This is a genomic window from Pseudoxanthomonas taiwanensis (assembly GCF_010093135.1).
Taxonomy (GTDB): Bacteria; Pseudomonadota; Gammaproteobacteria; order Xanthomonadales; family Xanthomonadaceae; genus Pseudoxanthomonas; species Pseudoxanthomonas taiwanensis.
The window spans coordinates 20,208-34,866 of the sequence record NZ_PDWK01000031.1 but is presented as its reverse complement, the minus strand read 5'-3'; the positions used below and the strand labels follow the sequence as shown (position 1 = coordinate 34,866).

At 73.4% G+C, this 14,659-nt stretch carries 8 protein-coding genes and 1 pseudogene; 3 read left to right on the top strand and 6 right to left on the bottom strand.

Features of this window, described 5'->3' with window-relative positions:
- Window positions 1–219: 219 nt before the first annotated feature.
- On the bottom strand, window positions 220–2,076 hold the full coding sequence (locus tag CR938_RS07845; RefSeq protein WP_162124476.1) for an ABC transporter ATP-binding protein: 1,857 nt from the start codon (window positions 2,074–2,076) through the stop codon (window positions 220–222).
- A gap of 78 nt (window positions 2,077–2,154) precedes the next feature.
- A complete protein-coding gene (locus CR938_RS07840) occupies window positions 2,155–2,451 on the bottom strand; it encodes a DUF2782 domain-containing protein (RefSeq protein WP_162124475.1) in 297 nt (98 codons plus the stop codon).
- Between the two features lie 93 nt (window positions 2,452–2,544).
- On the opposite strand from CR938_RS07840, the gene polA reads away from it, so the two are divergent.
- The gene (polA, locus tag CR938_RS07835; protein ID WP_162124474.1) at window positions 2,545–5,343 is read left to right on the top strand and encodes a DNA polymerase I; all 2,799 of its coding nucleotides are present in this window, start codon (window positions 2,545–2,547) and stop codon (window positions 5,341–5,343) included.
- Window positions 5,344–6,208: 865 nt separating this feature from the next.
- Here the strand turns inward: polA and hemF are convergent.
- The 3 genes and pseudogenes from hemF to CR938_RS07820 form a co-directional block, all read right to left on the bottom strand.
- Entirely contained in the window at window positions 6,209–7,126 is a 918-nt protein-coding gene (gene hemF, locus CR938_RS07830) for an oxygen-dependent coproporphyrinogen oxidase (protein WP_162124473.1), read from the bottom strand.
- Window positions 7,127–7,805: 679 nt separating this feature from the next.
- Window positions 7,806–8,228, bottom strand: a pseudogene (locus CR938_RS14615) (NUDIX hydrolase); the annotation flags it as partial.
- Window positions 8,225–10,624: a S9 family peptidase gene (locus tag CR938_RS07820; protein WP_162124471.1), complete on the bottom strand. Its 2,400-nt coding sequence runs from the start codon at window positions 10,622–10,624 to the stop codon at window positions 8,225–8,227. The gene CR938_RS07820 and the pseudogene CR938_RS14615, both read right to left, overlap by 4 nt.
- Before the next feature lie 161 nt (window positions 10,625–10,785).
- Between CR938_RS07820 and CR938_RS07815 the strand changes: the two genes are divergently transcribed.
- Window positions 10,786–12,174: an AMP-binding protein gene (locus CR938_RS07815; RefSeq protein ID WP_162124470.1), complete on the top strand. Its 1,389-nt coding sequence runs from the start codon at window positions 10,786–10,788 to the stop codon at window positions 12,172–12,174.
- A gap of 42 nt (window positions 12,175–12,216) precedes the next feature.
- Entirely contained in the window at window positions 12,217–13,275 is a 1,059-nt protein-coding gene (locus CR938_RS07810; protein ID WP_162124469.1) for a patatin-like phospholipase family protein, read from the top strand.
- 7 nt (window positions 13,276–13,282) lie between these two features.
- On the opposite strand, the gene CR938_RS07805 is transcribed toward CR938_RS07810, so the two are convergent.
- Window positions 13,283–14,473, bottom strand: coding sequence for a serine hydrolase domain-containing protein (locus tag CR938_RS07805; RefSeq protein WP_246191013.1), 1,191 nt, complete (start codon window positions 14,471–14,473; stop codon window positions 13,283–13,285).
- Window positions 14,474–14,659 lie beyond the last annotated feature (186 nt).

Here is a 14,659-nt window from a genome sequence, read left to right as displayed (position 1 = left end):
CTGGAAGTCCGAAAGCGGGCTTGTTTCAGAGCGCGGGACGCGCTTGCGGAGCGCTTGAGCAGCGAGAAATCCGCGCTGCCGACCGAGTCGGGGGCTTCGCCGGGTCGAATTTCAACAGGCTGCTAGGTGAAGCGGCCCCCAGCCGCCCTTGGTACCGGCGCACGGAGGCGGCGGGTCGCCGCGTACGCGGCATCGCACGGATGCGGGGCGCGGCGCTGGCTACAGGAACCCGCCCGACTGCCGCTGCCACAGGTGCGCGTACAGGCCGCCGGCCGCCAGCAGCTGCTCGTGCGTGCCCTGTTCGATGATCCGGCCCTGGTCCATCCCCACCAGGCGGTCCATCGCGGCGATGGTGGACAGGCGGTGGGCGATGGCGATCACCGTCTTGCCCTCCATCAGCCGGTACAGGTTCTCCTGGATCACCGCCTCGACCTCCGAGTCCAGCGCCGAGGTGGCCTCGTCCAGCACCAGGATCGGCGCGTTCTTCAGCAGCACGCGGGCGATGGCGATGCGCTGGCGCTGGCCGCCGGAGAGCTTGACGCCGCGCTCGCCGACCTGGGCGTCGTAGCCGCGCCGGCCCTGCGCGTCGACCAGCTGCATGATGAACTCGTGCGCGTTGGCCTGGCGTGCGGCCTCGACCATCTCCGCCTCGGTCGCGTCCGGGCGGCCGTAGAGGATGTTCTCGCGCACCGAGCGGTGCAGCAGCGAGGTGTCCTGGGTGACCACGCCGATGGCGGCGCGCAGCGAGTCCTGGGTGACCGTGGCGATGTCCACGCCGTCGACCAGGATGCGCCCGCCCTCGCGGTCGTAGAAGCGCAGCAGCAGGTTGACCAGGGTGGACTTGCCGGCGCCGGAGCGGCCGACCAGGCCGACCTTCTCGCCCGGGCGGATGTGCAGGTCCAGGTCCTCGATCACGCCGCCCTTCCTGCCGTAGTGGAAGCGCACGCCCTCGAAGCGGATCTCGCCGCGCACCGGGCGCAGCGGCCTGGCGTCCGGGGCATCGTCCACGGTCGCCGGCAGGGCGATGGAGCCGATGCCGTCCTGCACCGTGCCGATGTTCTCGAACAGCGCCGACAGCTCCCACATGATCCACTGCGACATGCCCATCAGCCGCAGCACGAAGGCGATGGCCACGGCGATGGCGCCGACGCTGACCGCCTCCTGCATCCAAAGGCCGATGCCGGTGGCCGCCACCGCGAACAGGAGCAGCATGTTGAGGGTGTCGTTGCTGACGTTGACGAAGGTGACCAGGCGCATCTGCCGGTACACCGTGCCCATGAACCCTTCCATGGCATCGCGCGCGTAGGCCTCCTCGCGGCGCGAGTGCGAGAACAGCTTGACCGTGGCGATGTTGCTGTAGCTGTCCACGATGCGGCCGGTCATGGTCGAGCGCGCGTCGGCCTGCTCCTGGGCGACCTTGTTCAGGCGCGGGATCGCGTAGCGCAGCAGCGCCGCGTAGGCGACCAGCCAGCCGGCGAACGGCAGCATCAGCCGCCAGTCGGCCGAGGCCGCCACCAGCAGCGCGCCGCCGAAGTACACGACCACGTAGTTGCCCACGTCCAGCAGCTTGATCACCGTCTCGCGCACCGCCAGCGAGGTCTGCATCAGCTTGGTGGCGATGCGCCCGGCGAACTCGTCCTGGAAGTAGCCCATGGACTGGCGCAGCAGGTAGCGGTGCACCCGCCAGCGGATGCGCATGGGGAAGTTGCCCAGCAGGGTCTGGTGGATCACCAGCGAGCTGAGCAGGTTCAGGCCCGGCATCACCACCAGCACCACCACCGCCATCAGGGCGAAGCGCCAGCCCTCCTCGGCCAGGAAGGTGGCCGGGGTGTGGCTGGACAGGCGGTCCACGATCGAGCCGGTGAAGGCGTACAGCGACACCTCGGTCACGGCGATGGCGGTGCTCAGCAGTGCCATCAGCAGCAGCCACGGCTCGGTGCCGCGCACGTAGTGGCGGCAGAACGCGTACAGCGAGCGTGGCGGCTGGGTGACCGGCACCTGCGGGTAGGGATCCAGGCGCCGCTCGAACCAGCGGAACAGCGCGGCGGCGGGACGCGGCGATGCCGCATCATGCACCGTCAGGCGCCGGCGCGGCGTGCCGCCACCAGGCCGGAGCGTTGCAACGGCGGCCAGGCGCGGCGCGTGGGGCCGCGTTCACCACTGGAACAGCTTCCAGTAGACCATCGGCAGCCGGTCGCGGTCGCCGCTGTCCAGGACGCCGTCGCCGTCGCGGTCGTACAGGTAGTACGCCGGGCCGCGCAGCGGGGTGATCTTGACCATGCGAAGCTGGCCCGCGACCCGGTATTCCTCGACCACGTCGCCGTTCTCCAGGGTGCGCGCGGCCACCTCGGCCCCGGTGAGGTCCACCGGCGGCGGGTTGCCGGTCGTGGCGCAGCCGGTGGCGGCCAGGAGCACGGCCAGGGCGGCGGCAGGCAGGATGGGCAGGCGCATGCGCTTTCTCCCGGAGGATGCTCAGGCACCGGCATTATGCCCCAGCGCGCCGGTGCCGGCCCCCGCCGCCGGCGCGGCCGCTAGAATGCCCCGATGAAACGCCTCGTCCTCATCGACGGTTCCAGCTACCTGTACCGCGCGTTCCACGCGCTGCCCCCGCTGACCAACGCCGCCGGCGAACCCACCGGCGCGCTGTTCGGCGTGGTCAACATGCTGCGGGCCACCCTCAAGGAGAAGCCGGACTACGTGGCCTTCGTGGTGGACGCGCCCGGCAGGACCTTCCGCGACGAGCTGTATCCCCAGTACAAGGCCAACCGCCCGCCGATGCCTGAGGAGCTGCGCTCGCAGGTCGAGCCGATGTGCCGGATCGTGCATGCGCTGGGCATCGACATCCTGCGCGTGGAGGGGGTGGAGGCCGACGACGTGATCGGCACCCTGGCCGTCCGGGCGGCCGAGGCCGGGATCGACGTGACCATCTCCACCGGCGACAAGGACTTCGCCCAGCTGGTGCGGATGCCCGCCGACGGCCGCGGCGGCATCGCCCTGGTCAACACCATGACCGGCAGCCGCATGGACTCGGATGCGGCGGTGGCCGAGAAGTTCGGCGTGCCGCCGCACCTGATCGTGGACATGCTGGCGCTGATGGGCGATGCCGTGGACAACGTCATCGGCGTGGACAAGTGCGGACCCAAGACCGCGGCCAAGTGGCTGGCCGAGTACGGCTCGCTGGACGGGGTGATCGCCGCCGCGCCGGCGATCAAGGGCAAGATCGGCGAGAACCTGCGCGCGGCGCTGGAGCGGCTGCCGCTGAACCGGCAGCTGGTGACCATCCGCACCGACGTGCCGCTGCCGTACCGGCCGGACGAGCTGTGCCTGCGCGAGCCGCACGTGGAGGAGCTGCGCGCGCTGTACCGCCATTACGGCTTCAACCAGGCGCTGAAGGAGCTGGAGGCCGGGCAGCTGGCCGGCAACGGCGGCGTGGCCGCGGTGGCCGAGAAGGAACCGGCGCGCGCGCGCGGCAGCGGCTTCGTCGCCCCGGCCGCGGGGCCGGCGCCGGCCCCGGCCGACCCGGCCCGGGCCGCGCCCGGGCACTACGCCACCGTGCTGGAGCGGGCGCAGCTGCAGGCGCTGGTCGCGCGCCTGCGCCAGGCCGGCCAGTTCGCCCTGGATACCGAGACCGACAGCCTGGACCCGATGCGCGCGCGCCTGGTCGGCCTGAGCTTCTGCGTGGAGCCGGGCCAGGCCTGGTACGTGCCGGTGGGCCACGACTACCCGGGCGCGCCGGTGCAGCTGCCGCTGGAGGAGGTGCTGGCGGCACTGCGCCCGCTGCTGTCCGACCCGGCGGTGCGCAAGGTCGGCCAGCACGGCAAGTACGACCTGCACGTGTTGCGCCGGCACGGCGTGGAAGTGGCCGGCTACGCCGACGACACCCTGCTGCAGAGCTTCGTGCTCAATTCCAGCAGCGGCCGCCACGACATGGACAGCCTGGCGCGGCGCTGGCTGGGCTACGAGACCCTCAAATACGAGGACGTGGCCGGCAAGGGCGCCAGGCAGATCCCGTTCCCGCAGGTGCGGGTGGAGGACGCCACCCGCTACGCCGCCGAGGACGCGGACATCACCCTGCGGCTGCACCGGGTGCTCACCCCGGCGCTGGCCGCCGAGCCCGGCCTGGAGAAGGTCTACCGGGAGATCGAGATGCCGCTGGTGCCGGTGCTGGCGCGGGTGGAGGCCAACGGCGTGCGCGTGGACGTGGAGGAGCTGCGCCGGCAGAGCGCGGACCTGTCGCGGCGCATGCTGGCCGCGCAGCAGAAGGCCACCGAGCTGGCCGGGCGTCCGTTCAACCTGGACTCGCCCAAGCAGCTGTGCGCGCTGCTGTTCGAGGAGCTGAAGCTGCCGGCACTGGTGAAGACGCCCAAGGGCCAGCCCAGCACCAACGAGGAGGCGCTGGAGGCCATCGCCGACCTGCACGAGCTGCCGCGGGTGATCCTCGAGTACCGCAGCCTGGCCAAGCTGCGCGGCACCTACACCGACAAGCTGCCGGAGATGGTGGACCCGGCCACCGGCCGCGTGCACACCAGCTACCACCAGGCCGGCGCGGCCACCGGCCGGCTGTCCTCCTCCGACCCCAACCTGCAGAACATCCCGATCCGCACCGAGGACGGGCGCCGCATCCGCCGCGCCTTCGTCGCTCCCCCCGGGCGCAAGCTGGTGGCCTGCGACTATTCGCAGATCGAGCTGCGGATCATGGCGCACCTGTCGCAGGATCCGGGCCTGCTGCGCGCCTTCGCCTCCGGCGCCGACATCCACCGCGCCACCGCCGCCGAGGTGTTCGGCCGGCCGCTGGAGGCGGTCACCGCCAACGAGCGGCGCGCGGCCAAGGCGATCAACTTCGGCCTGATGTACGGCATGGGCGCGTTCGGCCTGGCCCGCCAGCTGGGCATCGGCCGCGCCGAGGCGCAGGACTACATCGCCCTGTACTTCAGCCGCTACCCGGGCGTGCGCGACTTCATGGAGCGCACCCGCGCGCAGGCGCACGAGCGCGGCTACGTGGAGACCGTGTTCGGCCGCCGCCTGTACCTGGAGTACATCAATTCGCGCAACGCGGCCCAGCGCGCCGGCGCCGAGCGCGCGGCGATCAACGCGCCGATGCAGGGCACCGCGGCGGACATCATCAAGCGGGCGATGATCGACGTGGACGCCTGGCTGGCCGGGCACCGCGCGCGGGCGCTGATGATCCTGCAGGTGCACGACGAACTGGTGTTCGAGGTGGACGAGGACTTCGTGCCGGCGCTGGTGGAGGAGGTGAAGCGGCGCATGGCCGCGGCGGCGCAACTGAGCGTTCCGCTGGTGGTCGACTGCGGGGTGGGCGACAACTGGGACGAGGCCCACTGAACGGACGTGCCGTACACACGCCCAGTTACAGCGCGTGTTACACGGGAAAGAAATGAATCCGGCCTAAATCTCAAGAAATTCTTAACGGCCCCCTTCACAATCCATCCATGTTGGAAGTGGTGATATAGGCCCCGACAGGTGCAACGCCTGTCGCTAGATCTCTCCCTTCCCCTGGAGCAGATCTGACCGGAACGGGGGTCCCTCCCCAGGCCTTCGTTCCCCGGCCCCGCTGACCCCCCCCTGGTCGGCGGGGCTTTTTGTTTGCGGCGCCGCGGCACCCACGCAGGTGACCGCGCGGCGGGCGGCGTCCGCCACGGCGGACACCACACATGCTGGGCCGGCAGGGCGGGGCGGGTGGTGATCGCGATCAACGGCGCCCGCGGTGGCGGGGGCGCGCATCGGCAAGGCCGTGCCGGACACCATGAACGGGAAAGCCAGGCGGGCAAGCGTCGTTGCCACGCCTGGCCCTGCCATCGTCCGGTGCATGGGGATGGAACGCGCTCCATCCCCATGGATGAGTTCCATGGGATCGTGAGTGGTTGTTGTCGGGAAACAAGCTGCATGGCGCGGGCACAGGGCGGCAGCGACCGCCGGTGTGCGGGCAGCCTGCGCGTTTCCTTGGAACTCCCCTGGTCTTGCGTCGCGAAACGCAGGTTGTGTGCCGAGTATATCCGGCAATGTCCGCGGGGAGCGCATGCGGCGCGCGGTTTTGCGCACATCGCGCGCGGCGGCTTGCCACATGCACGATGCGTGCCGGAAGCATCGGGCCGGGTGCCGCGCTCCCCGGGCGGGACGCGGATGCTGGCGGAGAAAAGAAGCGGGCCCGCGCGGCATGCCGCACGGGCCCGTCGGGAGCGCCTGCGGATCAGACCCAGTCGCGCGCGACGAGGTACTCGTTGAGGCGGGCCTCCGGGCTGCCCGGCTCCGGCTGGTAGCCGTACTGCCAGCGCACGCGCGGCGGCAGGCTCATCAGGATGGATTCGGTGCGGCCGCCACTCTGCAGGCCGAACAGGGTGCCGCGGTCGTAGACCAGGTTGAACTCCACGTAGCGGCCGCGCCGGTACAGCTGGAACTCGCGCTCGCGCTCGCCGTACGGGGTGTTCTTGCGGCGCTCGACGATCGGCAGGTAGGCGTCGAGGAAGCCGTCGCCGACCGCGCGCAGGTAGGCGAAGTCGCGGTCGAAGTCCTCGTGCAGGTCGTCGAAGAACAGGCCGCCCACGCCCCGGGTCTCGTTGCGGTGGCGCAGGAAGAAGTACTCGTCGCACCAGCGCTTGTGCTCGGCATAGCGGCGCGGGCCGAACGGCGCGCACAGGTCGCGGGCGACCGTGTGCCAGTGCACGATGTCCTCGTCGAACGGGTAGAACGGGGTCAGGTCGAAGCCGCCGCCGAACCACCAGGCCACGATCTCGCCGTTGCGGTACGCCTGGAAGTGGCGGACGTTGGCATGGGTCGTGGGCAGGTAGGGGTTGCGCGGATGGAACACCAGCGACACGCCCACCGCGCGCCAGGAGGCGCCGGCCAGCTCCGGGCGGGCGGCGGTGGCCGACGGCGGCAGGTGGCTGCCGGAGACGTCGGAGAAGCCGACGCCGGCCTGCTCGAACACCGCGCCCTCGCGCATCACCCGGGTGCGACCGCCGCCGCCCGGGACGCCGGCGCCGTCCGGGCCGCGCGTCCACAGGTCCTCGGCGAACCGGGCCTGGCCGTCGGCGGCTTCGATCGCCGCGCAGATCCGGTCCTGCAGCCCGGTCAGGTAGTCGCGTACCAGTTCGATGTTCGGGGTCATGACGGCCGATTGTAGAAGGGGGGGCGAAGGGGGCCCTTGATCCGGATCAAGGGCCGGCGCGGCCGAACTCGGCGCGGATGGCGGGGGTACACAGCTTCCAGGCCAGCCAGGCGTGCAGGCCGGCGAACAGCACCGCCGAGGCCAGGGTGCTGGCCAGGGACAGGCGCCGCAGGTCCTCCAGCTCGGCCGCCAGCGCCTGCCCGTCCGGGCCTTCCCGCAGGCCGGGCGGCAGGCTGGTGCGGAGGGCGTCGAACAGCTGCCCGCCCAGCGGCAGCCCGGCGAAGTTCAGCGCCGCCACGCCCAGCAGGAAGGCGATGAAGCCCAGCCGGCCCCACTCGCGCCGCCGCAGCAGGCCCCAGCTGCTGGCCAGGAAGGCCGCCGCCGCGAGCACGCAGGCCACCGCCAGCAGCATCCCGTGCCCGGTGATCCAGGACAGGCCCGGCGGCAGGGCCGGCAGACCGGCCAGGCGGGTGGACAGGACGTCCCCGGCCACGGCGGCCAGGGGCAGCAGGGCCAGGGCGAGGACCAGCCAGGTGATGCCCACGAGCAGCGACACCTGCGCCAGCACGGTGACGAACCGGGAACGCGGCGGCGCCGGGTGCACGTCCATGGTGGCCATTTCCCCCCCGGACCCCGCCGGAACCGCGCCTGCCTGGTCCGCCGTGCCGGCGGCCCAGGCGGCCAGCGCCGGCATGATGTGGCCGGCGCTCAGCGGCGCCACCGGCACCGGGAACGGCGGTCGCGGCACCACCCAGGCCAGCTCGGCGATCTCGGCGCACGGCCGCGGCGTGCCGGCCACCCCCACCACGAAGGCCTCGCCGCGCACCCCCCGGCCGGGCTCGTTGACCGCCCCGGCCTCGAACTCGCCCAGCCGCCGCGCGCTGCCCGGGCGCAGCGCCACGCCCAGTTCCTCGCGCAGCTCGCGCGCCAGGGTCTGCAGCGCGTCCTCGCCCGGCTCGCGCTTGCCGCCGGGCTGGATGAAGGTGGCCGAGCCGTGCTTGCGCACCAGCAGCACGCGCCCGTCCGCGTCGCGGATCACCGCGGCCACGGTCCGGATCGGGGCCGCGGCCGCGCCACCGGCGGAGGACGCCCGTCCGCTCACCGCGCCGGTTCCCCGATGGTGCGCTCGAACAGCTCCAGGATGCGGCGGTACTCGTCGTACCAGGAGTCGGCGCGGGTGAAGCCGTGCCGCTCCAGCGGGTAGGCGGCCAGTTCCCACTTGTCCTTGCGCAGCTCGATCAGGCGCTGGGCCAGGACCACCGAGTCGCGGAAGAACACGTTGTCGTCCATCATGCCGTGGGCGATCAGCAGGTGGTCCTGCAGGTTCTGCGCGTACTCGATCGGCGAGGACCTGCGGTAGGCCTCCGGGTCCAGCTCCGGGGTGTTGAGGATGTTGGACGTGTACTCGTGGTTGTACTGGGTCCAGTCCACGACCGGGCGCAGCGCGGCGCCGGCCTTGAACGTGCCGGGGCTGCGGAACAGGGCCATGAAGGTCATGAAGCCGCCGTAGCTGCCGCCGTAGATGGCGGCGCGCTCGCGGTCGCCCTGGCGATGCTCGGCCACCCACTCCAGGCCGTCCAGGTAGTCCTCCAGCTCGGGGTGGCCCATCTGCCGGTAGATGGCGGTGCGCCAGGCGCGGCCGTAGCCCTCGCTGGCGCGGTAGTCCAGGTCCAGCACCACGTAGCCGCGCTCCACCAGCAGGTGGTGGAACATCTGCTCGCGGAAGTAGTTGGGCCAGCGCGCGTGCACGTTCTGCAGGTAGCCGGCGCCGTGCACGAACATCACCACCGGGTACCTGCGGCCGGGCTCGTAGTCCTTCGGCCCGTAGAACTTGCCCCAGATGGTGCCGGCGCCGTGCCGGGACGGGATCTGCACGATCTCCGGGCCGATCCACTGCCGGGCCTTGAACGCGGCGCTGCGGGTGTCGGTGAGCACGCGCGCCTGGCCGCCCTGCACCGGCACCACCGCCAGCTGCGGCGGCAGCCAGCTGCCGGAGTAGCGCACCAGCAGCTGCCGGCCGTCGGGCGAGAGGGCGAAGTCCTCCACGCCGTCCAGGGCGGTCAGCTCGCGCACCTGGCCGCTGGCCAGGTCCAGGCCGCAGACCTCGTAGTCGCCCGGCCAGGCGCGGTTGCACAGGAACAGGAAGCCGGCGCCGTCGGGCAGGGGCTCGACCGAGGACACCTCCCAGCGGCCGGAGGTCAGCGCGCGCGCGCGGCCGCCGCCGGCGTCCACCGTGTACAGGTGCGACCAGCCGGACTCCTCCGACAGCAGCCACAGCGTGCGGTTGTCGGCCAGCCAGCCGAACTCGTTGAAGTTCCAGTTGATCCAGGCGGGGTCGGTGAGGCGGTGGGGCGGCTGCAGGGGCGCACCGGCCAGGTCCACGGGGGGGGTCCAGCGGGCCTTGTTGTCCCCCGCGCGCAGCATCACCGCCACCTGGCGGCCGTCGCCGCTCCAGCGGACCGCCGCGCCGCCGCGGCCGCCGCCGACCTGCACCGGGCGGTTGCCCTTCAGCGGCTCCTTGCCGGCGGCCTTGCGCAGCGCCGCCAGGGGGTCGTCCCGGATGCCGGGCAGGGCGTCGAACTCCAGCTCGCGCACGCTGCCCTCGCGCGCGTCCACCAGCCACAGCCGGTGCGGCAGCGGATCGTTGCGGCCCACGCGGGTGCGCACGTCCTCGAATTCCTCGTAGCCGGACTCGGTGACGTAGACCGGCATCTTGCCGCCGCGGCCGGCGTCGGCGCCCTTCCTGCGGGTCACCACCAGCAGGTGGCGCGCGTCCGGCGACAGGTCGGAGGCGACGATCTCCACGTCGTCGCCCAGGTACGCCGGGCGCGGCGCGCGGGTGGGATCGGCGCGCTGCCAGACCTCCTCCTGGCGGCGCTGGGCCTCGCGCATCTCGCGGTCGTGGCGCAGCGTGGCCAGGGTGCGCAGCTGCTGCTCGCGCAGGGCGTCGGCCGGCGGCGGCGCGGCCGGGTCCTTCTCGGCCTTGAGCGCCGCCACCTGCACGGTGCCGCCGGCTGGGCTCCAGTGGAACCAGTCGTGGCCGGCACGCCAGAGCACGCCGCCGTCGGCGGCGAAGCGCGGTTGCGCCTCGACTGCGGCGCTGCGGGTCAGCTGGGTCAGGGTGCCGCTGCCCAGGTCGGGCAGGAACACGTCCCCGTTGCGCACGAACACCATGCGCCGGCGCTGCGCGTCGTACACCGGATCGGGCGCGTCCAGCCCGGCCAGCTCGTCGTCGCCGGCCTTGCGCATGGCCCCGCCGTCCACCGGCTGGCGCCAGGTGTCGCGCACCGGGCTGCCCTCGCGCTTGAGCTGCAGCAGGGCCTCGCGTCCGTCCCAGCTCCACCAGGCCCGTTCCACCGGGGGGCCGATCCAGTCCGGATCGGCCATGGCCTGGTCCAGCGTCAGCGGGGCGCCGGCGTCGGCGGCGGGCGTCTGCGCGGCGGCGCCGGCCGCCAGCAGGAGGAACAGGGGCAGGGTGCGCAGGGGCAATCGGGTCATGGGCAGGTCACGGAAGTGAAGCCGGCCCGCAGGTTAGCAGCCCCCGCCGGTGCTCCCCCGGGGAAAAGGTCACGGTCCGCTTGTGCGCCCGGCCCGCCGCCGCCCAGCTAGCGGTCCGCCACGGCGGGCCGCTGCCCGCCGCCAGCCCTTCCGCGTTCCCGATGTCGGCCGTCGTCCATTCCCCGGAATCCTCCCGCCAATCCCTGCCCCTGGCCGGGGGCGATCCCGGGCGGACGGTGGTCTTCGACGGCAACGGCCGGCTCCCCCTGGGCCGGTTCCTGGCCCAGGTCCGGGCCCTGGCCCCGCGCCTGCCCGAGGCCAGCCACGTGGTCCCCCTGGCCGAAGACCGCCGCGACTTCCTGCTGGCCTTCTGCGCCGCGGCCCTGCGCGAGCAGGTGGCGCTGCTGCCACCCTCCGGCGCGCCGGGCACGGTGGCCGAGCTGCTGCAGGCCCATCCGGGCGCCTACTGTCTGGGCGGCGCCGGCGGCGGCCCGCGCCACTGGCCGCTGCCGGACGGACTGGAGGACGGGGCTGGCGGGGCCGCCGGGCCGAGGGTGGAGGCCGCGGCGCCGGCCGCCATCGGCTACACCTCCGGCAGCACCGGCCGGCCGCAGGCGCACGCCAAGACCTGGGGCGCGTTCGCCACCGGCACCGCGCAGAATCTGGCGGCGCTGGCCGACCTGTGGGGCGCGGCGCAGCCGCAGGTGGTGGCCACGGTGCCGCCGCAGCACATGTACGGCATGGAGATGAGCGTGCTGCTGCCGCTGCTGGGCGGGGCCGCGGTGCACGCCGCCCGGCCGCTGCTGCCGGCCGACGTGGCCGAGGCGCTGGAGCAGGCCTCCGCCCCGCGCATCCTGGTGACCACGCCGGTGCACCTGCGCGCACTGCTGCGTTCGGGCGTGGCGCTGCCGCCGCTGGCCGGGATCGTCTCGGCCACCGCGCCGCTGCCGCAGGAGCTGGCCGCCGAGGCCGAGGACCGCTACGGCGCGGAGGTGCGCGAGGTGTTCGGCTCCACCGAGACCTGCGTGTTCGCCCGCCGCCGCACCGCGCGCGACGCGCTGTGGACGCCGCTGCCGGGGGTGCGGGTGAGCCCGCAGCCGGACGGCACCCTAGTGCAGGCGCCGCACCTGCCGGCGCCGGTGGTGCTGGCGGACATCTTCGAAGTCGGGCCGGACGGCCGCTTCCGCCTGTGCGGGCGTCGCGCCGACCTGCTGGAGATCGCCGGCAAGCGCGCTTCGCTGGGCGACCTCACCCGCCGCCTGCTGGCGGTGCCGGGCGTGGAGGACGGCGTGGTGGTGCAGATGGAGCCGGAGCGCGAGAGCGGGGTGGGCCGCATCGGCGCGCTGGTGGTGGCGCCCGGGCGCACCGCCGCGGAGATCGTCGAGGCGCTGCGCGCCACCCTCGACCCGGTGTTCCTGCCGCGCCGGCTGCGCCTGCTGCCGGCGCTGCCGCGCAACGCCACCGGCAAGTTGCGCCGTGACGAGGTGCTGGCCCTGCTGGAGGGGACACATTCATCCGCGGTGCCGGAAGCGCCGGGCAGGGACGCCTAGAATCACCCGGCCGCGACCGGCGGCGCCGTTGTACGCAGTCCCGTGAGATCCGACCGTCCGTTCCGCTCCGCGTCCCGTTCCTCCGCCTGGGCGCTGCTGGCCGTCCTGCTGGCCGCCTGCGCCGGCGGCACGCGCCCGGAACCGCCGCCGCAGCCGGCGCTGCCCGATCCGGTGGTGCCGCCGCCGAAGATCGGCTTGGCGCTGGGTGGCGGCGCGGCCAAGGGCTTTGCCCACATCGGCGTGATCAAGATGCTGGAGGCCAACGGCATCAGACCGGACGTGGTGGCCGGCACCAGCGCCGGCAGCGTGGTCGGCGCGCTGTACGCCGCCGGCATGGACCCGTTCCAGTTGCAGGAGAAGGCGGTGGCGCTGGACGAGGCCAGGATCCGCGACGTGCGCCTGTTCTCCGGCGGCCTGATCCAGGGCGTGGCCCTGCAGGAGTACGTCAACGACCAGGTCGGCAAGCGTCCGATCGAGCGCCTGCGCAAGCCGTTCGCGGCGGTGGCCACGCGCCTGGAGACCGGCGAGCGCACCGTGTTCGTGCGCGGCAACACCGGCCAGGCGGTGCGCGCCTCCAGCAGCGTGCCGGGCGTGTTCGAGCCGGTGACCATCGGCCAGTACCAGTATGTGGACGGCGGCGTGGTCAGCCCGGTGCCGGTGGACGCGGCGCGCCAGCTCGGCGCCGACTTCGTCATCGCCGTGGACATCTCCAGCAAGGCCACCGGCAGGCGCCCGGACGGCATGCTGGGCATCGTCAACCAGTCCATCGCGATCATGGGCCAGCGCCTGGGCGAGCAGGAACTGGCGCGCGCCGACGTGGTGATCCGCCCGAACGTGCTCGACTACGGCCCGGCCGACTTCACCCGCCGCAACCAGGCCATCCTCGAGGGCGAGAAGGCCGCGCTGGCGGCGCTGCCGCAGATCCGCGCCGGCCTGGAGAAGCTGCAGGCGCGGCGCTTGGAGGAGGCGCGTGCGCGCCAGGCGCGGCAGCACGCCGAGGCCGAGGCCAGGCGCGCCGCCCAGCCCGCGGCCGAAGCCTGCCAGGCCGGCGCACGCTGGAATCCGCTGCGCCGCCGCGAGGGCTGTACCGCCACGCGCTGAGCGCCGCTCAGCGCGCCGGCGCCGCGGCCGAAGTGTCCTCGGCGTAGACCGCGTCGCGGAAGGCCTTGTGCAGCGGCACGCCGCCGAACGGGATCCACTGCGCGAACAGCACCGCGGCGATGCGGTTGGCCGGGTCCACCCAGAACAGGGTGTTGGCCAGGCCGTCCCAGAAGAACTCGCCGACCTCGCCCGACGCCTCCTGCGCGTCCCGCGGCGGGGCCACGCGCACGGCGAAGTCGATGCCGAAGCCGACCTGGCCCTTGCTCGGCAGCCAGGAGCGGTCCTGCAGGCCGGCGGGCAGGGCGTCGCTGGCCATCAACCGCACCGTCTCCGGCCGCAGCAGGCGCACCCCGTCCAGCCCGCCGCCCTCCAGCAGCATGCGCGCAAAGCGCATGTAGTCGTCCAGGGTCGAGAGCAGGCCCCAGCCGCCCTGCCTGATCGAGTCTTCCCGGTAGGGACGCAGCGCCTGCTCGTCCGGGAGGCGGGTCATGACGCCGTCGTCGCTGCGCCGGTACAGCGCGGCCATGCGCGCCCGGTCGCGTGCGCGCAGCACGTGGCCGGTGTCCTTCATGCGCAGCGGGCCGAACACGTGGCGCTGCAGGTAGCGGTCGAAGGGCAGGCCGGAGAGCACTTCGACCAGGCGCGCCTGCACGTCCACCGCGTCCGAGTACAGCCAGCGCGTGCCCGGCTGGTAGGCCAGCGGCACGCCGGCCAGGCGGCGCACCTTCTCCTCCAGGGTGATGTCCAGGCGGTCCAAGCCGGCCTGGCGGTAGCGCTCGCCGGGCAGGCCGGGGCTTTCGGCGGTGGCCAGGCCGGCGGTGTGGCGCAGCAGGTCGCGGATGGTGGGCGGGCGCTGCGGCGCCACCAGGATGGGCTGGCCGTTGGCGTCGGTGCCGGCATGCACGCGCACCCCGGCGAACTCGGGCAGGTACCTGGCCACCGGGTCGTCCAGGCCGAAGCGGCCCTGCTCGTACAGCTGCATCAGGGCCACGCCGGTGACCGGTTTGGTCATCGAGTAGATCTGCACCAGGGTGTCGCGGCGCATCGGCCGGCCGTCCTCGCGGTCGGCGTGGCCGAAGGCGCCGAAGTAGGCCTCGCGCCCGTCCTGCCAGACCAGGGCGGACACGCCGACCACCTGGCCGGACTCGACCAGGCCGCGCAGCACGGCGTCGATGCGTTCGCGGTCGATGCGCGCCACGCCGGCGCGGCCCTCCCCACGCGCGGCGTGGGCCGGGAGCGGGGCGTCCGTGGCGCGGGCGGGCGGAACGGCGGCAAGCACGGACAGGATGGCCGCCAGGCAGGCGGCAACGGTGCACCGGGGCATCGTGGGTCCTCCCTGGAACCGGCGGCATCGCCGGGGTTCCCGGGAGTATGGCAAAGGCGC

Excerpts from the sequence above, each read along its gene's own strand:
- CR938_RS07840 (WP_162124475.1), bottom strand. The coding sequence starts at position 2,451 with ATGCGCCTGCCCATCCTGCCTGCCGCCGCCCTGGCCGTGCTCCTGGCC.
- CR938_RS07820 (WP_162124471.1), bottom strand. The coding sequence starts at position 10,624 with ATGACCCGATTGCCCCTGCGCACCCTGCCCCTGTTCCTCCTGCTGGCG.
- polA (WP_162124474.1), top strand. The coding sequence starts at position 2,545 with ATGAAACGCCTCGTCCTCATCGACGGTTCCAGCTACCTGTACCGCGCG.
- CR938_RS07815 (WP_162124470.1), top strand. The coding sequence starts at position 10,786 with ATGTCGGCCGTCGTCCATTCCCCGGAATCCTCCCGCCAATCCCTGCCC.
- hemF (WP_162124473.1), bottom strand. The coding sequence starts at position 7,126 with ATGACCCCGAACATCGAACTGGTACGCGACTACCTGACCGGGCTGCAG.